Here is a 19147-nt window from a genome sequence, read left to right as displayed (position 1 = left end):
CACAATATGGTTTCATCTGTGCAGTGATATACTACAATTTTAATTTCGTTTTTTACTGTACATTATTCGGCTGTTGTGCGACCGGGACTGCACTTACACCTGATCTCTGTGCTTTCAAATCAAAATACGCATCCAAAATTTCTTTACCAATTGCAGAATTAATACCTGATTTATCATTATTCACCCACGGTACAACAACAGAAAAAGCTACTTCCGGATCAGCGTCATATGGTGCATAACCGGCGAGAGTTAAATTATAACATTTTTTTCGGTTATTGTTCTCATCTCTTCCAATATCACTTTCCCCACCATATACCGTCTCTGCTGTTCCTGTTTTTCCAGCCGGTTTATACGGTAGACCTTTAAAAGTTCCAGTACCTGTCCCATCAGCTTCCTGGAAAACTCTTCTAAACCCTTCTTTTACATGATTAATATATGTAAGATCCATATCTACCCGATTTAACACGACTGGTTCCATCGATTGAATGACTTTTCCTACTTCCTCTGGTCTATTTGGTTGCTCTCTAATTTCCTGCACAATTTGTGGTTTCATCCGGTAACCACCATTTGCAATTGTTGACATATATTGCACTAGTTGCAACGGCGTATATGTATCATATTGTCCAATCGCATAATCAAGTAAAAAACCTGGTATATTATCTGTTCTACCTATTTGACCTATCGATTCATTCGGTAAATCTATACCCGTTGGTACGCCTAAACCAAATTGTCTAAAATAATAACGCATTTTATTAAATGCATCTTGTTTAATATCTAACGGATTGTTTGCTACGTAATCAACCCCTGCAATTTTTAAGGCCGTATTAAACATGTAGACATTGGATGATACTTGCAATGCTCTTAAATCATCAATATCTCCAAAGTCTTTCCACGATTTCTTCGGCTTCGAACTTCCTTTAAAGAACATTGGAGCATCAAAGAAATGTGTATATGGCTTAATCGCTTCTGTTTGATATCCCGTTAATACCGTAGCTCCTTTCACCGTTGATCCTAACTCATACGAGCTTATCATCGTTCCTAAAGCGTAGTCTTCTATTTGCATTCCACCGTCTTTATTTACAATTTTCTTCCCTGCCAATGATAAGATTTGGCCATTTTTTGGATTCATCATAACGACGAACGCACGGTCCATCATCGGTTCTGAAGAATGAAATGCCCTTAAATTTTTTTCAAGACTTTCCTCCACTTTCTTCTGTAGATCCATATCAACTGTTAATATTAAATTGTTTCCACTTTTTCCTTTTGTCACTTTTTCAGTCCGAATAATATTTCCCGCTTTATCAGTAATATTTTTAGACTGTTCTTTCGTCCCATGCAGTGCATCTTCGTATTGTTTTTCGATGTAACTCTTACCGATACGATCATTTCGGTTATAATCTCGTACTAAATAATAGTCTAATTGCTCCCTCGGTAATCCTTCATTCTCACTAGAAACACTACCAAGTACAGAACGGAGTATTTTGTCATTTGGGTATTCACGCTCCCAATCTACAGTCGTATCTACGCCTGGCAAGCTCGACAACCTTTCACTAACTACTGCGTATTCATTTTGACTAACATCTTTTTTGACAATTTGGGGTGTCATTTTATATCCCGCATTCATTTTACTTTTAATTGCTAGTACTTCTATATCTTCTTTTGAAAGCTCATTTAATTCTTCTTGTGTAATTCTTTCCCTTCTCAATTCTTCCACTTTTTTATCTAAGTCTTTTCCTTCTATTTTCCGCTCTCTAAATGTATTCTCATCATCTTTTGTTACTTTTTTTGCTGCACGCTCTTCATTTAACTGCATCCAAAAGTCTTTTTTATCTGTCTCTGTTAACTTGTCCATATCTTCTTGTGGCATTTCGATTAACTGTGCCAATCCTCTTGCTACTTTTAAAACTTCCTTCGAGTCTACCCCTTTCATTTTCGTGTATGTAACTGTTCGTAACGGTTTATTATTAACAATAGGTTTTCCTTCTCGGTCAAACATTTTCCCTCTAGGTACAGGTGTACTCACCGTTACATCTTCCTTTTTATTCACTTCATTTCGATACGTTTCTCCATCAATGATTTGTACTTTACCTAGCTGAATAATAATAGCTGAAAATAAAAGAAATACGACAAAAAATAATACATTTAATCGAAATGGAATATGAGTCTTTTTCTTTTTCGACTGTTTCTGCTTCTCCTTTTTCTGTCTCATTTTGCTCCCTCGTTTCATTCTATTAACATTTCTCTGCATGAAAAAAATACGTTCACTACATTGCACGCAAATACATCATTATGTATCAAATTTATTTATATGATATATATAGAATTTTATATTAATTACAAAAGAAAGAAAAGATTTAATTTTCAGTTTTCTGTGTTCATACCCTATTTATTACCATTCCCCTTACTAAGCAATAACATGAATATATTTCATACAAAAAAACTGAGGTGGCCACCATTCACCTCAGTTTTTTAATCAAATCATTATTCTTTCATTGAAGATAGGCTTTCTACAAATTCACCAATCTTATTTTGAAAAACATAATCAAAATTATATTCTTGTCCTGTTAACTCTTCATTTACTAAAATTGTTGTTGCCCCTACTTCTCTCTTTGCCATTTCTGGGAATGAAGCGACAGGCTGTACTTTTAATGACGTTCCCATTACGAGAAGTACATCTGTTTCATATAAACGTTTTATCGCATTTTGATATTGTGGTAACGTATCTCCGTATAAAACAACATCTGGATTTAGAATGAAATTACATTTCTCACAGCGCGGCACTTCATGATCAATCATATACTGTAAATCATATCCCGCTTTACACTTCGGACAATGCGCAGTTTGAAGTGTTCCATGTAAATCAATTACATGTTTACTTCCACCTAATTGATGCAAACCATCAATATTTTGCGTTAAAATCGTTATGTCTTTTCCTTGTTCCTCTAGCTCTGCTAAAAAGTGATGCCCACGATTCGCTTCATATTGATGAAACGTATTAATTTGAAAGATTTCTTTATAATGCTTCCAAAATTCTTTCGGATTTCTATTATAATAGCCTCTTGATAAATACATCTCTACATTCGCATCAGCATATAATCCATTTGCTGAACGAAAATCAGGGATTCCACTTTCCGTGCTTGCACCAGCACCTGTTAACACTGTAATTTTCTTTGCTTTTTCTAATATCGAACGTACTTCCTCATATTGCTGCACAAAAATCACCTCTATGTATATTCATACACTATATTATACCAGTTGTTTACAGAAGGTGTTGTACAATTCGCTTTATTTAATGCGTCGCGCCCCCGCATTCAACAATATCTATTTCCACTTCTGTTGTTACCTCAACTGCTAATTGTATCCCTTTACGAATCGTAGAAAGTGACATACTCGGTTGCCCTGGATAATTACTCGCTTGTTCTGGTAGGAACGGAATATGAACAAAACCACCTTTTATTTTCTTATCATGTTTCTCTAGTTCATGCATAAGACCATAGAATAAGTGATTACAAACGAATGTACCTGCAGTTTGTGAAACGGAAGTTGGTATACCTTCTTCGCGAAGTCTTTTTACGATTGCTTTCATCGGAAGTGTGGACCAATACGCAATAGGGCCTTCTTCTACAACCGGTATATCCACCGGCCTGTTCCCTTCATTATCAGCAATTCTTGCATCGTCAACGTTAATTGCTACACGCTCTATCGTAATATCTGCCCTGCCCCCAGCTTGTCCAATGCAAATAATAATTTCAGGAGTCAGCTCTTCTATATACGCTTTTAATACTTGTATTGATGTATGAAATACGGTTGGAACTTGTTTACTAATAATCTTGTACTCTCCGATTGTTTGTTCATGCAAACTTTTTGCGACTTCCCAAGCTGGATTGATGCTTTCTCCGCCGAACGGATCAAATCCCGTTAGTAATACTGTTTTCATTGTTTCACTCTCCTAATTAGAAACGATATACAAGACCGTACATTATAAACATATTTATAATGAAAATCGAAATAGCAATTGGTACTTGCGCCTTAATGACAGCATTTTTATCTTTCAGTTCTAAAAGCATCGCCGGAACGATATTAAAGTTTGCCGCCATTGGAGTAATCAGCGTTCCGCAATATCCAGCAAACATGCCGAGTGCTGCCATAATCGCTGGATTCCCCCCATGCATTTGTACAATTAGAGGTAAACCGATTCCGCCAGTAATTACTGCAAATGCTGCGAATGCATTCCCCATTACAACTGTAAACAGCATCATTCCTAAACAATATGCCATAACAGCAACGAACGGATACTCTGTCGGTAATACTTGTCCGACTAAATCAGAAACAACTTGTCCAACGCCAGACTTCGCGAAAATACCGCCAAGCGCCGCTAACATTTGTGGTAAAATAACAGCCCAGCCAACAGCTTGTAATAATCTACTTCCTTCTTGAACAGGCGTTGTTATTTTCGCCTTTGTGATGCTCATCGCCGCTACGAAAGCGAGTAACGCTCCTAATGCTAGTGCAATTAATGTCACTTTATCAGGATCAACAAGTGCGACATTTCCCCATTTGATTTTTCCTAACGTTAGCGTTCCGATAATTGTAAAAATAGGTATTAAAAGTGCAGGCATGAAAATTTTATTTTTTAATTTCTCAGCATGTTTCACACGTTCTTGTACTGGTACTTCTTTCTCCTGAGATTTTGTTACTTTATTTAATGAAGCTAAAACGACCATGACAAGTACAATACAGCCAACATAAAACGAAGGGATTACATTGCCAAATATAAATGTAACTGCAAACAATGCCCAAAATAAACTAGAACCAAATCGGTTTGGATGCTCACGATCAAATGCAATCCGAACAGCGATAAATGCAACGATTATACCTAATATATAATAAATTGTATCCATTGTTATTACGTTCATCTTATATAACCTCCTTCTCTTGTTTTTCTTCTGCCTTCATTGTTTTCTCTATATACTTATCAAACCTTCTAAACCTAATCCAGCTCACAATAAGGGCAGATATCGCAGTCGGAATTCCCCAAAGCGCCATATCCCATACACCGACATGCATTCCTACTGAATCGAAGAACCCTTTCATTAATAAAATGGCACCAGTTGCGATAAAAATATCTTCTCCGAAAAACCAAGCTGTGTTTTCCGCAGCTGCTGCGTTTGCTTTAATCTTCTCTCTTAATTTTTCAGGAAGTTTACCATACCTACCTTGCGCAGCTCCCTCTGCCATTGGTGCAACAAGTGGTCTCACTGTTTGCGCATGACCACCAATATTAAGTCCAAGTGCCGCTGAAGATTCTCTTATCGTAAAATATGACATTAATACTCTTCCAGTTGTAGCTCCTTTTGACTTCGTTATAAGTGCCTCTGCTCTTTCCTTTAGCCCATAACGCTCTAATATCCCGATTACAGGTAAAGTTAACAATATTGGCATAGACATATATCTGTTTTCTACGAAAAATTTACCGAACATGCTGATCACATCATAAAAGCTTAAGCCTGAAACCATACCAGTAACAATACCTGCAACCATAACTACTAACAGTGTATTTAATCTAAATAAAAAACCAACCGCAACAAGTAAAATTCCAATTAATTTCACCATTTGTAACACTTCCCCTCATTTTTTATTTTGGTGCACTTATAGAAATACCGTTAAGTTCGAATGTTCTGTATATTCTCCCCGCAAATTGTACTGCTTTCTCTCCATCTCCATGTAAACATATCGTTTGCGCCTGAAGTGCTACTTTCCCTCCAGTAACTGCTTCTACATACCCTTCTTTCACCATTTGAAGTACTTGGTTTATTGCTTCGTCTTCATTTTTTATAAGAGCATTTTCTTCTGTACGGCTTGTTAAAGTTCCATCCTGCTTATACGTACGATCAGCAAAAGCTTCTTGTACGAAAGTTACGTTATACTTTTCGGCCGCTCGCGTAAATGCATCGCTATTCGCTAATCCGTAAAGTAATAGTTCAGGGTTTATATGAGAAATTGCCTTTGCGATTGCATCCGCAATTTCCGAATCAGTTGCCGCCATATTATATAGGGCACCGTGCGGCTTTACATGATGCATATTTCCTCCAGCAGCTTTAACAAACCCGTCCAATGCGCCAATTTGATATAAAACATAATCGTATACTTCACTTGGTGAAACGTGCATGTTCCTTCTCCCAAATCCAATTAAATCAGGAAATCCGGGATGCGCCCCGATTGCTACATTATGTTGTAATGCTTTTTCAACTGTTTGCCGCATAACGATCGGATCACCAGCATGAAAGCCACAAGCAATATTTATTGAGGAAACGAACGGAAGGATTTCATCATCATTCCCCATTTTATAAGCTCCAAAACTTTCTCCTAAATCACAGTTTAAATCAATTGTAGTCACGATGTTTTCCTCCTAATCTCAGCTTCGTAAAGCGATGAATTTCTTTACTAGACTCATATTTTCTTCCTGCTTTATATATAATTGTTCAGCTTCTTCCATAGAGATTTTTTCAAAAGTTACATAGTCTCCTGGTTTCAACTGCGCTAGAAGAGGTAAATCTACTGAAATGACATTTCCAATTCTCGGATAGCCGCCTGTCGTTTGTCTATCTGCCATTAATATAATAGGCTGTCCACCATTCGGTACTTGAATTGTTCCAAATGTAACTGGACTCGATAAAATTTCTATCTCTTCAACTCTATTTAAAACTTCTCCGTCAAGCCTATACCCCATACGATCAGCATAATTGGACACTTTATACTCTTTCGTAAAAAACGACTTTGTACTTTCTTCTGTAAATTGATCATATTCAAAGTCTGTTATAACGCGAAGAGTAGGATGCTTCTTATATTTTGGTAACGCCTTGTTACAAATTGCCCACTTCGTTTTTATACGCTTTTCTTCTTGTAAGTTTTGTATGAAACGACTCGCAACTTCTGGTCGTGTACCAATTTGAAAATAGTCTCCTTTTTTCAGCATTCTCCCTTCCATACCGCCAATAGCAGCACGTATGTAAGTACTTTTGCTTCCCATCGTACGATCAATATCGATACCGCCCGCAAAGGTCACATACGCCCTACACCCGCTTTTCGCTTTTCCGAAACAAAGCATGCTTCCCTCTTCAGCTAACACGGGACGCCATAACGGAATACGTTCTCCATTTAATAACGGTTCCATATTTGCCCCGCCAATCGCTAATAAAGTCGTTTTCTTTATTAACAATTTAGGCCCCATTATCGTAATTTCGAGTCCAGCTTCATTCTCTTCATTGCCAACTAACATATTAATCATCCTGAGTGCGCTCTTATCCATAGCGCCTCCAACAGGTACACCATATTGTTGATAATGGTAACGTCCTAAATCTTGGACTGTTGTAAACATCCCAGCATGCAAAACCTCTACATCCATTCTTTAGCCCCCTCTAACGATACGTACTCTTCCTTTGTTATCGGGATAAAACGTAAATACATACCGCTTTGAATATAGGTAGGTGTTTCTTCTTTCGGATTAAATAAAAGGATTGGTGTTCGGCCAATAATATTCCATCCGCCCGGCGTTTCAAGCGGATAAATACCTGTTTGATTTCCGCCAATACCTACTGAACCAGGTGCGATTTGTAACCGTGGTGTTTCTTTTCTAGGTGTTTCTAATTCTTTCGGTAATCCTCCTAAATAAGGGAACCCAGGTGTAAAACCTAACATATACACAAAATACGTCGTTTCACTATGTATTCGAATAACATCCTCTACTTGTAACCCATGATAATACGCGACCTCTTCTAAATCTGGCCCATATTCTCCCCCGTAGCAAACTGGTATAGAAATATGTTTCACATCCCTTTTCACTTCTTCCTTATAAGTATCATATAGCCCATTTATGTACTGGCATACGTAATCATATGGTCTTATATTTCTATCATTTTTCTTCCATACTTCGAACAAATTGTAGTACACCGCTAATGAAGTAAATGACGGAACACATTCTATCATCCCTGGAAATGGATGTTGCTGCAGTGCTTGAAATAATCGCTGTACTTTTTCATATATGTCCATCCCGATTTCTTCACCAAATGTAACAATAATTGCTTGATCTCCTAACGTAGAAAATTTCATCCCATTCCCTCTTTCTACTCCCAAAAGCCGAGTTCTTTCGAAATGCGGTACGCTGTTTCTTTCACTTTCGCAATAAAATATGGAATGTTACTTTCGCTATATTCAATTGCTAATCCTGAAATACTAATACCCGCTACAACAGTTCCATCATTTGCGAAAATTGGCGCTGCTATGGCCGCTGTATGATTTTCTAATTCAGAATAACTAATTGTATACCCTTCCGTTTTCGCCATATGTAATACTTCTAGCAAATGCTCTTTATTAACAATCGTTCCATCTGCAAATTGCTTTAAATTTATTGCCTCTACATATTTCCTTTTCTCTTCCTCAGAAAAATACGATAGTAAAATTCTCGGACACGCGCCGGCATACAGTGGAGCTCTTCTTCCAACCGCCGTATAAACACGTACCGGCTGAGCTCCTTCCATCTTTTCAATATAAATTGCATCATTACCATCTTGAATAATTAAATTAACTGCCTGTCCTAAACTATCTCTAAGCTCTTTCATATATGGAAGAGCAATATTTCTTACCGATAACCTTTGTGAAACAAGTTGACCAAATCGTAAAAAAACGACTCCGAGACGATACTTACTCTTTTCTGTTTTTTGTAAAAACCCCATCTCTTCTAACGAACCAATTAAACGATAAACAGATGTTTTTGGCATATTCGTAAGCTGAACCATCTCTGTTAAACTTAGCTCCTCATGTTCATAAAACAACTCCAAAATATCCATTGTCTTAACTGCCGTTTTATTTATATTCATCCTATCTCCTTTATGTTCCGAATTTCGGAACATGAATTCCGTTTTTCGAAACAAATATATAATTAAAAATTATAAAATATTCTTTAAATTCTATCAATATATTTTTGAACAAATAAAAAAGTATGGAAGAATACCTCTCCCATACTTTCTCTACACTTTATAACGCTCTTACTTGTTTCAATGGCCAGAAAACAGCTTGTCCTTTTCCGACAATTTCATCTTCTGAAATAAATCCAAACATACGACCGTCTTTAGAAACTTCACGATTATCTCCTAAAACAAATACTTGGCCTTCTGGCACTTTCGTTTTCCCTGTAATTTGTTCTAACGTAAAATCAGGAGTTAATATACGACCAGCTGCTTTTTCTTTATATTCTTTTAAATACGGTTCTTCCATCGCTTTTCCGTTTACATATAAAACATCATTTTTATACTCAACTGTATCACCTGGTAAACCAATTACTCGTTTTACTAAATCATACCCTTCTTTTCCGTGGAAGATAATAACGTCAAAGCGATCTAATCCATTAATACTATAACCAATCTTATTAACGAGAACTCGCTCATTATTTTCTAAAGTTGGCATCATCGACTCACCTTGTACTAGTGAAGGCGTAAATAATATCCCTCGAACGATAAAAGCAATCCCAAGTGTAATCCCTATCGTTTTAATCCATGAGATTACTTCTTTTTTCGTATTTTTCTCCATCTTTTCCCCTCTTTTCTAACATGACAACTATTTTATTAAAACTGCTAACTCTTGTACTAATCCTGGATCAATTTCAGAAAAACATGATTTACCTTCTCTCACAGCTGTACCTACATGTGCCTGCGCGATTCCAGTTTCATCTAGCAATTGTTTTACATTCTCTTTCGTTACTCCGCTTCCAACAACAAGCTGTATATTCCCTTCACTTTCCTTTTGCATCTCTCTAAGCACCGGAATATTAGCTACTACATTTCCTTGTCCGCCTGAAGTTAACACGTGAGTAACTTTATTGAATTTCTTCAAAACCTTCATCGCTTCTGCCGGATTTTCTGTATCATCTATCGCACGGTGATACGTTACATTTATTCCATCTATAACAGATAATAAATCTGCTAATTTCTGTGCATCAACTTCATTTTGTTCATTTAATACACCTAATACAACACCAGCAGCCCCAAGATTTTGAGCAACTTCAATATCTTCTTTCATCATTTCAATTTCTTCTTCCGTATATATAAAAGACTTCGCATGCGGACGAATCATGACATGAACCGGTATTTGTACTGCTTCTACTGCTTTTTTTATAAAGGCATAACTCGGTGTTAAACCACCTTCTGTATACGATGAAATGAGTTCAATTCGATTTCCACCAGCCTTTTCAATTCGCTTCACATCTTCTAAACAAGTTGCAATAACCTCTAGCATGAGATAACCTCTTTTCGTGCTTTTTTCTCATTATACAGTAGTAGAAATAAGAAACCTAGCTTTCTCCTATAAAACTATAAAAAGAAGAATGAAAAGAAAGATTTTTTCAAACGATACACCTCTTGAAATATCAGAAAAATAAAAAGACCTCTTAGAGACACGCTGCTCAAAGAGGCCATTCTTATCAATCTTTATTATAAAACAACAGTTATAAAGCGATTGTATGTGGCTTACGAAAATATTTACTTAGCTTTCTTAAACGTGAGTGATTTACCTTTTGTTTCTTTTACTAACATGATACATGAGATTGAAATAATACTTGAGATGACTAAATAAATTGAAATTGGGATAGAACTATTAAATTTATTTAGGAGACTTAATGAAATTAATGGTGCCAATGATCCTGCCAAAATTGGTGCTACTTGATAACATAAAGACAAAGCTGTATATCTGATGTGCGTTGGGAATAACTCTGTCATTAATGCGGAGTATGGTGAATACGTCATCGATTGTATGAATAGACCAATAGTAATGGCAGTAATAATTAACCAATCATTTCCTGTATCCATCATTGGAAACCCGATAAATCCCCAAAATGCAGTTAAAACAGCTCCTGTCATATAAATTGGCTTCCGTCCCCACACATCACTTAAGTGTCCCATTAATGGGATGAGGAAAAAGTGAATTGCATGAGCACCAAACATTAATAATAAAATTTGTGAAGTATCTTTATTAACCGCAAGTTTTAAATAACTAATAGAGAAAGTGACCACTATATAGTATAAGATATTTTCTGCAAAACGAGCTCCAATACCAGCAATAATCGCTTTTTTATGATCTCTAATCACTTCTATAATACCTAATTGCTGTTTTTCTAATTGAGCTTGTTTTTCTTGTGACTCTTTGAAAATAGGGGCATCGTCTACACTTTTACGAATCCAAAGACCAATTAGGACGACAACAGCAGAGAACCAAAATGCTACACGCCAACCCCAGTCCATAAATTGCTCGGGGCTTAAATTTTTAGATAAAAGTAATAGGATAATTGTTGCTATTAAATTCCCTAATGGTACGCCTGCCTGTGGCCAGCTTGCCCAATATCCACGTCTATCACTAGGGCTGTGCTCAGATACTAAAATAACAGCTCCACCCCATTCTCCACCAAAAGCAAATCCTTGAATTAAACGTAAAGTAACGAGTAAGATCGGAGCCCAATACCCAATACTGCTGAATGTCGGAATACATCCCATTAAGAAAGTCGTTATTCCAACGATAATTAAACTAAGCTGTAATAAATTTTTACGCCCAAATTTATCACCATAATGACCAAAAACAAGTCCGCCGATAGGTCTAGCTAAAAAGCCTACCGCATAGAGAGCAAATGCAGCCAGGATGCCATCAATAGCACTTCCCGTTTGTTGGAAAAATAATTCTCCAAAAACGAGAGCAGAAGCGGTTCCATATAAGAAAAACTCATACCATTCAGCCACAGATCCAATCATCGATGCAACAACAACTTTTTTTAGCTGCTTATTATCTGTTTTCCCCATGTTTACTCCCCCAAAAATAGCAGATTCAGATTATTATGAATGAACGTACCAAATTACTTTTGTCATCACATATTGTTCAAAAGCTTCTAATCCATTATCTTTGCCACCAAAGCCAGATTGTTTAAAGCCACCAAATGGGGTGGTGATATCCCCTTCACTAAAACCATTCACAGAAACGGTTCCAGCTTTAATGGCACGTGCCACACGCATCGTTCGCTGTACATTTTGGCTATAAAAAGAAGCAGCTAACCCGTAAGAGGTGTTATTAGCAAGGGCAATTGCTTCTTCTTCCTTTTCGAACGTACTAACCGCTAAAATCGGACCAAATACTTCATTTTGGAACAACGTCATGTTAGCGGTTACATTTTCGAAAATAGTTGGTTCTATGTACCAGCCGCTGCCCACATCACTGTGAACTTTCCCTCCAGCAACTAGGCTCCCTCCTTCTTGAAGCGTAATATCCAAGAACGACTTCACTTTATTAAAGTGTGCTTCTTCAATCATGGGGCCAATGGCAACTGACTCATCCATCGGGTTACCTAATTTCCAGCTTGTTAAGCCAGACTTTAATTTTTCTAATAATTCCTCTTTGACAGATTCATGTACGATCAAACGGGAACCGCAGCTGCAGTTTTCACTCATATTCCAAAAGGCAGCTGATAAAATATGCGGAACAGCCGCATCCAAGTCAGCATCTTCAAACACGACCTGTGGGCTTTTGCCACCACACTCTAAGACAATTTCTTTAAGGTTACTTTCTGCTGAATATTTTAAGAAATACCTGCCGACTTCCGTTGATCCGGTAAATGATACAATGTCTACATCCATGTGACGCCCTAATGGTTCGCCTACTTTTTCGCCTAAACCACAAACTAAGCTTAAAGCGCCTCTTGGAACACCTGCTTCATAAGCAAGTTCAATCATACGGTAAGCACTGAGTGAAGTTAATTCCGCTGGTTTTACAATAACAGAATTCCCTGCAGCTAATGCAGGTGCCACTTTCCAAGCAAACATTTGCGCGGGAAAGTTCCAAGGTAATACCGCACCAACAACGCCAATCGGTTCAGTAACAATCAAACCCAAAGCATCTTTACCCGTAGGAGCTACTTTACCAAAGAGTTTATCAATTGCTTCAGCGTACCAATAAAATGTATCAATCGTTGCTAGCATGTCAGTATTTAAACATTCAGTAATCGGTTTTCCAGCATCTATACAATCTAAGGCAGCCAGTTCTTCGCTATGTTCTTCGAGCAATTGTGCCCAGCGGATCATCACTTTCTTACGCTCATTAGGGGATAATTGACTCCAAATCCCTGCTTCAAATGTCTCCCTCGCTACTTTAACGGCCGCATCTACATCCCGCTCATCACCATCGGCAATGTAGCCAATTAAGCTATTGTCGATGGGAGTGCGGTTTTCTAATTTGTCGGCAGTACTCGTAAAACCATCAATTAAGTTGCCTGCCCATAGCTTTCCTTCTTTAGCAAGGGCAAAAACTTGTTCTCTTGATACAGTCATTTGTCTCTCCTCCAGATTATTTATTAAAGAAAGCTAAGAATTCCACCTTTTCCTTTTCTGATAAATCAGATAATGGGAGGCGTACCGAGCCAACGTTAATCTCACCTTTTAAGCAGCCTAGTTTGGCTTTTTGGTTGTAGTTACCAGATTCCATTGAATGAATAGCTGGGTAGATTCCGCACATAATTTGTCGAGCCTTGTCCCAATCACCAGCTTGCGCAGCATTAAACATGGAAACTTGCTCTTCTGGGAACACATTCCCTGCACCAGCAATCCAGCTTTTCGCACCCCAGAAGAAAAAGTCTATAGGTTGATCATCACAGCCACAAATTACTTCAAAGTTCTCAAATGGGGTTTGTAGTAAGCGTAAAGCACGACTAAAGTCACCACTGCTCTCTTTAATACCGACAATTTTCAGATTTTTAGACAGATGCACCACAGTTTCATACTCAATTTCAATGCCAATGCGCGCAGGAAAATTATACATGATAATCGGTAAATCGGTTGCTGATGCCACAGTTTCATAATGGGCAATCACACCCGTTTGGTCAGGCAGGCTATAAGGAGTTGGTGACAACATTAAGCCTTCATAGCCCAATTCTTTCGCTTGCTTGGCACGGTTAACCGCCCCCTCGGTTGATAAATCATTGATACCTGCAATTAAAGTTACGCGACCTTTAGCCACTTCTGCCACAGTTTTTAAAACAGTTTCACGTTCTACTTCGTTTAAGGCGTAATATTCGCCAGTCGTGCCACACACCACTAAACCAGTAACACCTTTATCAATAAATATGTTAGTCAATTGCTTTAAAGTATCTACATCTAAACTTTTATCATTTTTAAACGGGGTGACCAACGGAACTAAAATACCATGAAAATTCATCTTCATTCTCCTTAAGTGTTTATTTTTTAGTAATATATTACTTCAATTTTAAAATCAAATTTGAAGTAACACTTCAATTATTTATGATGATAACACACTGATTTTTTAATGTAAATGTAATTTTCTGAATATTTTTAAAGATATTTTTCTTTTTTTTTTAACTATTATCACTTACTATTTAAGTGGCACTTCATTTCAAAGTGAATTTCTTTTCATCTTGAGGTTACATCCAGCACCCCACTAAATAAATTTTCCTAGAATAGTAATCATGATTAATATCAGTTACAGGAGTGGAGAAAAGTGAACGATTTAATTGGAGTAAAAATAAAGAGTTTGAGAAAAGAGCGTAAGTTAACATTAAAACAAATTGCTGATCAGACAAATCTTTCAATCAGCTTTTTATCGCAAGTCGAACGATCAAAATCATCTATAACGCTCGAATCATTGAAAAAAATTTCTGAAGCACTCGGTGTCAATCCGAGCTACTTTTTTTCAGAGTCTGGAAAGCAGGCAACACCAACAGTTATGAGAAACATCATTAGTAAGACGAACACTCTACATAACCAATTTTTTTATAGGGATTTAGCGGGCAACATTGAAAATCCACTATTTAATCCTATTTTAGTATTGCTTAACCCAGGTGCTAAAAAAGAGGATTCTTATTCACATTCGGGGCAAGAATTTCTATACGTTCTAGAAGGACAACTGACGCTCCTCATTGACAATGAGGAGCATGTTTTGAATCCTTATGATTGTATTTTCCTAGATTCAACAACACCTCACAATTGGGTGAATAAAACAGATTCGATTGTAAAATTCCTTTGCGTTTCAAGTATTCCAGTATAAGTTTCAACGGGTTCATTAGACATGTTCTATGATTGAGGTAGCTGCGAGTCATTCGTCTGAATCACTTGCAGCCCTTTCGAAACCCCGTTAATCATCTATAAAGAAACAAGATTTTTTCTTCGTAACACCTCCTCTCTCCTTTATAATTATTCTGTGAATTTAAATAATCAACCACACCTCTTATTTATAAAAAAACGACGAAAAGACTATTCCAAAAGATCGATTGAACGTTCTTCTGAAACAGCCTCTAATTTAAACTACGACCGAAACGCCGCATCCGCCAACATAGACAATGTCGCATCATCCATCGGCGGATTGTGTAATCCTGCTCTGACGTTTAAATAATAACGATGAAGCGGATTTTTTTCTGATAAACTTTTCGCTCCGACGATACGCATTGCTTTATCTACAATAGATATAGCCGCGTTTGTTACAACATATTTCACTGCCGCTAGTTCTGCTTGCAATGAAAGTTTATCTTCTGCCTCATCGTATTTTTTCGCAATTTGATATAAAAAGACACGAGCTTGCATAAGCTCAAGTTCTAATTCTCCAACTAATCTTCTAACATTCGGTAATAAACTAATAGCATGATTTAAACTATTTGGCTTGTATGATTCCGCAAACTGAACTGCATAATTTCTTGCCGATTGTGCGATTCCTAAATAACATGCTGGTATATGAAGTAACCAACCAATTCCCTTCGTTTTAACCTTTGAACCCTTTATATCAGTAAAAAAACGATCCGGTATCTCTACATTTTGTAATACAAGATCATGGCTAGCAGTCCCTCGCATTGAAACGCTATCCCAAGTTTCTTCAATTGATACACCTAACGTATTCTTTGAAATGACAAACTCCCCGATTTCTTCCCGGCCTTCAATACTTGCTGAAATAATAAAATAATCTAGCACTGGTGCCATCGTCGTAAAAGTTTTTCTTCCATTTATAATCCACTTATCACCTTTTTGAGTTGCTACTGTTTCTGGTTTCCCGCCGCGCGTAGGACTACCTGTCTTCGGTTCTGTTGAAGCTCTATTAAAAAGTGCACCATTACGCACTTCCTTACAAAACCAAATGAACATCTCCTCGTTCCAAGAACGGTTTTCCGCTAATTCCTTTACAATACCGAGATGCCATCCAATTGACAATGCGGTAGCACCACAGCCTTCTGCTATCTTCTCTTGAAATAAAACAAAATCGTATAAGGAAATCGCATTGCCTCCCAATTCTTTTGGCAACGTTAATTTTGTATATCCGATATCTTTCAAATTATTAATATTTTCATACGGAAATGACCCTAATTCACTTAGTTGATGCTCCCTTTCCATGAACTTCGGAATCAATTTATTTATTTGTTCAATAATTAAAGATTGTTCTTCTGTTTCAACAAATGAGAGTGCCATACTATAATCTCCTTTATGTTCGATTCATAAACCGTTCATTTTGTCATTATGATTATATGAAGCTACCTCTCTATTGTTTCACTATTCCGATAAAAATACAATGTTTTTGAACAATAAGAAAAGTTCCTATATAAAGATAGATTCTTTTCTTATATTAATCCCCTTTCAATGCCTTTAATGGCAAAGAGGTTACATATCCAATATACGAGAATAATTCTTTAAAAAAGAATGGGATTTCTGTATCTAACGTTTTATATGCTGACGTTGGAGTCGGTGATGCATATGCTTCAATATTAATATGTTTTGCGATTCTCATTGCGCGTTTCATATGAAGTGGATCACTCACGATCGTATATGTGCGTATTCCATTCTCTATTCCAACTTGCTTTGCATTTTTTAAATTCTCTTCAGTGAAAAGGGATTTTGTTTCAATTAAAATATCCTCCTCTTTTACACCTTGTTTCAATGCATATACTCTAGCAGTACGCGCTTCCTCAAGCTCTGCTTCAAACTTTGTACCACCTGTAAAAATAATCTTTTTAATATTTCCGTTCTTATATAAAGAAATCGCATGATTGATTCTTTCTTTAAATACAGGAGATGGTTTTCCGTTCCATGAAGCTGCTCCTAGTACGATTCCAGCATCCGTCTTCACATCATCTTCTGTTTTAAAGCGGTAACTCCAAATATCGTAAGCGGCATAGCTTACATATAAAATAATAGAACAAATCATAAGCAAGAACACTTGCAAGATTCTTCTTTTCTTACTTTTCTTACTCTTCTTATTTTCTTTCATTAATAATTGCCTCCGTACATCATCCATACTTCTATATAAAAACGTATATATCAAATCATTTTGTTTGAATTTGTTTAAAAGAAGGAATTTTTCTTGTTATATATGTATTAAAGGGTTTTCATTTAAAATTGAGGATTATCAATTCATTTTTCGTTTGCGGTTTTCATTACATTTGTGTAATTTATAAGTTTATTACCATACAACTACATTGTAACGAATTTTTTCTCATAATGGAATGATGAAACAAAAGTAACTAAAAGAAGTAACAGTTTTGTAAGAAAAAAGGCATATTTTTCATCTACACGATCCATATACCTTTCCTATTATGAATTATAATTTTTCTTTATACGACTCTAACTTTTCTAATAACCGTTCTTTCACAACTGGCCATTCACTTGCAATAACACTATACACAACAGCATCTCTCACATGTCCGTTTGGCAATCTTCTTTCATTTCTAAGTACGCCTTCTTTTACTGCACCTAGCCTTTCAATTGCTCTTTGTGCTTTCTCATTTCTTACATCAGTCTTAATTTGAACCCTCAGCATATGTAACTTTTCAAAAGCATACTCAAGTAACATATACTTACACTCTGTATTTATACTCGTACGTTGTACACTCGGGTCATACCACGTTTGTCCTAACTCAACTGTCTTATCTTCAACTGAAATGTTATATAAGCGTGTACATCCTACAATTTCATTTGTCTTTTGATCAACAACTACAAATGGTAAATCCTTACCTGCCCCATAAGCTTTTATCGCCTTTTGAACATATTGCTGCATATCTTGAACAGTATTCATTTTAGAGATTAAATACGCCCAAATATCTCGATTTCCTTCCACGATTGAAAACATTTTTTCGACATCATTGCTATCCATTAACCGTAACTTTGCTCTTTCGTAAATAATTTCCATTCCCCCCCCTTTGTTGTAACTATATCATACTATTTTATATTAATTTATTATTACACATTAACACAAAGTGCTTATATTACAGAAATATAATATAAATTAAAAATAAAGGTTTACCCCAAATACCTCATAAATTGCATTTTATGATAAATAAAAATGCGATGCCTTTATTCCAGCATCGCACTCATAATTTGAATTTACTTCTTTTCCATTACTGCAAAATAATTATTTTCGCTATCTGCAAAATTAAATATTCTACCTGAAGGCATATTTACAATTTCTCCGACTGTAACGTTTTTATTTACTAAATCACTATATAAACTATCGAATTCTTTTGAGAAGAACATTAAAGAAGGTGTGCCAAGATTTAACTCCGGCTGCATTTTAGCAATTAGCTCCTTATTATGAAGAATAATACTTGTTTCAGCTTCTTTAGTTGGAGCAATTTCAATCCATCGCATTCCTTGACCGTTATCTTCCTCTGAGATGACACTAAACCCTACTTTCTCTGTCCAAAACTCCTTCACTTCATCTTGATTATTCACATACAACATAATTTGACCAACATTATTAATCACTTATTTTAGCTCTCCCTTACAAAAATTTTTATTAAACTCAATGCTTTAAACTTTATTATCACCGAAAATAAAATTACGGTACAAAAATCTATTTCAGCGACTCCAATCGCTCGTTCAAACGATCCCATGTTTCAGTGATACCTTGTAACATACCCATGTCCATAACGCTCTTAAGTGCCTCTTTTTAGTACCGCAAATGCAATGGTACACGGTGCTATGGTCATTTCACCTACATTGGGTTCAATTTTAGCCCTATGGATAAAAGTAAGCGGCGTTTTTCTACTCGCAGGAGTATTAATCACAAGTATTGGTATGATTATATACTTAGCTAATTCGTTATTTATGAAAAAATCATCTAGAGTTAC

Annotated in this window: 19 protein-coding genes and 1 pseudogene; 1 reads left to right on the top strand and 19 read right to left on the bottom strand. The window is 36.4% G+C overall.

Going from position 1 to position 19147, the window contains the following annotated elements:
* Positions 1-52: 52 nt before the first annotated feature.
* From MR109_RS20535 to dapA, 14 genes are all read right to left on the bottom strand, one after another.
* Complete coding sequence (locus MR109_RS20535; protein WP_176547758.1) at positions 53-2227, bottom strand: peptidoglycan D,D-transpeptidase FtsI family protein; 2175 nt, start codon at positions 2225-2227, stop codon at positions 53-55.
* A 254-nt stretch (positions 2228-2481) separates the two neighbouring features.
* The gene (locus tag MR109_RS20530; protein ID WP_082148017.1) at positions 2482-3222 is read right to left on the bottom strand and encodes an NAD-dependent protein deacylase; all 741 of its coding nucleotides are present in this window, start codon (positions 3220-3222) and stop codon (positions 2482-2484) included.
* A 67-nt stretch (positions 3223-3289) separates the two neighbouring features.
* Positions 3290-3937 (bottom strand): pyroglutamyl-peptidase I, encoded by a 648-nt coding sequence (gene pcp, locus MR109_RS20525; protein WP_098307163.1) that lies wholly within the window; start codon positions 3935-3937, stop codon positions 3290-3292.
* A 16-nt stretch (positions 3938-3953) separates the two neighbouring features.
* Positions 3954-4916 (bottom strand): DUF979 domain-containing protein, encoded by a 963-nt coding sequence (locus MR109_RS20520; protein ID WP_048375237.1) that lies wholly within the window; start codon positions 4914-4916, stop codon positions 3954-3956.
* A gap of 1 nt (position 4917) precedes the next feature.
* Positions 4918-5613 (bottom strand): DUF969 domain-containing protein, encoded by a 696-nt coding sequence (locus MR109_RS20515; protein WP_048375235.1) that lies wholly within the window; start codon positions 5611-5613, stop codon positions 4918-4920.
* Positions 5614-5635: 22 nt separating this feature from the next.
* On the bottom strand, positions 5636-6397 hold the full coding sequence (gene pxpA, locus MR109_RS20510; protein ID WP_242273685.1) for a 5-oxoprolinase subunit PxpA: 762 nt from the start codon (positions 6395-6397) through the stop codon (positions 5636-5638).
* 18 nt (positions 6398-6415) lie between these two features.
* A complete protein-coding gene (locus tag MR109_RS20505; protein WP_048375231.1) occupies positions 6416-7405 on the bottom strand; it encodes a 5-oxoprolinase subunit C family protein in 990 nt (329 codons plus the stop codon).
* Positions 7396-8109: a 5-oxoprolinase subunit PxpB gene (pxpB, locus tag MR109_RS20500; RefSeq protein WP_242273684.1), complete on the bottom strand. Its 714-nt coding sequence runs from the start codon at positions 8107-8109 to the stop codon at positions 7396-7398. Before pxpB ends, MR109_RS20505 begins: the two co-directional genes overlap by 10 nt.
* 14 nt (positions 8110-8123) lie before the next feature.
* The gene (locus MR109_RS20495) at positions 8124-8876 is read right to left on the bottom strand and encodes an IclR family transcriptional regulator (RefSeq protein ID WP_242273683.1); all 753 of its coding nucleotides are present in this window, start codon (positions 8874-8876) and stop codon (positions 8124-8126) included.
* A gap of 157 nt (positions 8877-9033) precedes the next feature.
* Positions 9034-9585: a signal peptidase I gene (gene lepB / locus MR109_RS20490; RefSeq protein ID WP_242273682.1), complete on the bottom strand. Its 552-nt coding sequence runs from the start codon at positions 9583-9585 to the stop codon at positions 9034-9036.
* Between the two features lie 27 nt (positions 9586-9612).
* Complete coding sequence (locus tag MR109_RS20485; protein ID WP_242273681.1) at positions 9613-10290, bottom strand: copper homeostasis protein CutC; 678 nt, start codon at positions 10288-10290, stop codon at positions 9613-9615.
* A gap of 242 nt (positions 10291-10532) precedes the next feature.
* Positions 10533-11840: a fosfomycin efflux MFS transporter AbaF gene (abaF, locus tag MR109_RS20480; protein ID WP_029952877.1), complete on the bottom strand. Its 1308-nt coding sequence runs from the start codon at positions 11838-11840 to the stop codon at positions 10533-10535.
* Between the two features lie 33 nt (positions 11841-11873).
* Positions 11874-13358: an aldehyde dehydrogenase gene (locus tag MR109_RS20475; RefSeq protein ID WP_242273679.1), complete on the bottom strand. Its 1485-nt coding sequence runs from the start codon at positions 13356-13358 to the stop codon at positions 11874-11876.
* A gap of 16 nt (positions 13359-13374) precedes the next feature.
* A complete protein-coding gene (dapA, locus tag MR109_RS20470) occupies positions 13375-14241 on the bottom strand; it encodes a 4-hydroxy-tetrahydrodipicolinate synthase (protein WP_242273678.1) in 867 nt (288 codons plus the stop codon).
* Positions 14242-14541: 300 nt separating this feature from the next.
* Between dapA and MR109_RS20465 the strand changes: the two genes are divergently transcribed.
* Positions 14542-15087, top strand: a complete 546-nt coding sequence (locus tag MR109_RS20465) for a helix-turn-helix domain-containing protein (RefSeq protein WP_071719136.1) — start codon at positions 14542-14544, stop codon at positions 15085-15087.
* A gap of 257 nt (positions 15088-15344) precedes the next feature.
* On the opposite strand, the gene MR109_RS20460 is transcribed toward MR109_RS20465, so the two are convergent.
* The 5 genes and pseudogenes from MR109_RS20460 to MR109_RS20440 all read right to left on the bottom strand — a co-directional run.
* A complete protein-coding gene (locus tag MR109_RS20460; protein WP_242273676.1) occupies positions 15345-16493 on the bottom strand; it encodes an acyl-CoA dehydrogenase family protein in 1149 nt (382 codons plus the stop codon).
* A 154-nt stretch (positions 16494-16647) separates the two neighbouring features.
* The gene (locus tag MR109_RS20455; protein WP_374202580.1) at positions 16648-17316 is read right to left on the bottom strand and encodes a YdcF family protein; all 669 of its coding nucleotides are present in this window, start codon (positions 17314-17316) and stop codon (positions 16648-16650) included.
* A gap of 303 nt (positions 17317-17619) precedes the next feature.
* The gene (locus MR109_RS20450; RefSeq protein ID WP_071719134.1) at positions 17620-18207 is read right to left on the bottom strand and encodes a GNAT family N-acetyltransferase; all 588 of its coding nucleotides are present in this window, start codon (positions 18205-18207) and stop codon (positions 17620-17622) included.
* 194 nt (positions 18208-18401) lie between these two features.
* A complete protein-coding gene (locus MR109_RS20445) occupies positions 18402-18782 on the bottom strand; it encodes a VOC family protein (RefSeq protein ID WP_002172570.1) in 381 nt (126 codons plus the stop codon).
* 88 nt (positions 18783-18870) lie between these two features.
* Positions 18871-18966 (bottom strand): annotated as a pseudogene (locus MR109_RS20440) (SRPBCC domain-containing protein); the annotation flags it as partial.
* Between the last annotated feature and the right edge of the window lie 181 nt (positions 18967-19147).

Source organism: Bacillus cereus group sp. BfR-BA-01310 (assembly GCF_022664325.1).
Lineage (GTDB): Bacteria > Bacillota > Bacilli > Bacillales > Bacillaceae_G > Bacillus_A > Bacillus_A paramycoides.
The sequence above is the reverse complement of the archived record's forward strand: the minus strand, read 5'-3'. Positions and strand labels throughout refer to the sequence as shown.

What these genes read in the sequence shown, in the direction of transcription:
- MR109_RS20515 (WP_048375235.1), bottom strand. Translation starts at nt 5,613, where the DNA reads ATGGTGAAATTAATTGGAATTTTACTTGTTGCGGTTGGTTTTTTATTT.
- MR109_RS20450 (WP_071719134.1), bottom strand. Translation starts at nt 18,207, where the DNA reads ATGGAAATTATTTACGAAAGAGCAAAGTTACGGTTAATGGATAGCAAT.
- MR109_RS20505 (WP_048375231.1), bottom strand. Translation starts at nt 7,405, where the DNA reads ATGGATGTAGAGGTTTTGCATGCTGGGATGTTTACAACAGTCCAAGAT.
- abaF (WP_029952877.1), bottom strand. Translation starts at nt 11,840, where the DNA reads ATGGGGAAAACAGATAATAAGCAGCTAAAAAAAGTTGTTGTTGCATCG.
- MR109_RS20460 (WP_242273676.1), bottom strand. Translation starts at nt 16,493, where the DNA reads ATGGCACTCTCATTTGTTGAAACAGAAGAACAATCTTTAATTATTGAA.
- MR109_RS20485 (WP_242273681.1), bottom strand. Translation starts at nt 10,290, where the DNA reads ATGCTAGAGGTTATTGCAACTTGTTTAGAAGATGTGAAGCGAATTGAA.
- MR109_RS20535 (WP_176547758.1), bottom strand. Translation starts at nt 2,227, where the DNA reads ATGAAACGAGGGAGCAAAATGAGACAGAAAAAGGAGAAGCAGAAACAG.
- MR109_RS20475 (WP_242273679.1), bottom strand. Translation starts at nt 13,358, where the DNA reads ATGACTGTATCAAGAGAACAAGTTTTTGCCCTTGCTAAAGAAGGAAAG.
- lepB (WP_242273682.1), bottom strand. Translation starts at nt 9,585, where the DNA reads ATGGAGAAAAATACGAAAAAAGAAGTAATCTCATGGATTAAAACGATA.
- pxpB (WP_242273684.1), bottom strand. Translation starts at nt 8,109, where the DNA reads ATGAAATTTTCTACGTTAGGAGATCAAGCAATTATTGTTACATTTGGT.
- MR109_RS20495 (WP_242273683.1), bottom strand. Translation starts at nt 8,876, where the DNA reads ATGAATATAAATAAAACGGCAGTTAAGACAATGGATATTTTGGAGTTG.
- MR109_RS20520 (WP_048375237.1), bottom strand. Translation starts at nt 4,916, where the DNA reads ATGAACGTAATAACAATGGATACAATTTATTATATATTAGGTATAATC.
- pcp (WP_098307163.1), bottom strand. Translation starts at nt 3,937, where the DNA reads ATGAAAACAGTATTACTAACGGGATTTGATCCGTTCGGCGGAGAAAGC.
- MR109_RS20455 (WP_374202580.1), bottom strand. Translation starts at nt 17,316, where the DNA reads ATGGATGATGTACGGAGGCAATTATTAATGAAAGAAAATAAGAAGAGT.
- dapA (WP_242273678.1), bottom strand. Translation starts at nt 14,241, where the DNA reads ATGAATTTTCATGGTATTTTAGTTCCGTTGGTCACCCCGTTTAAAAAT.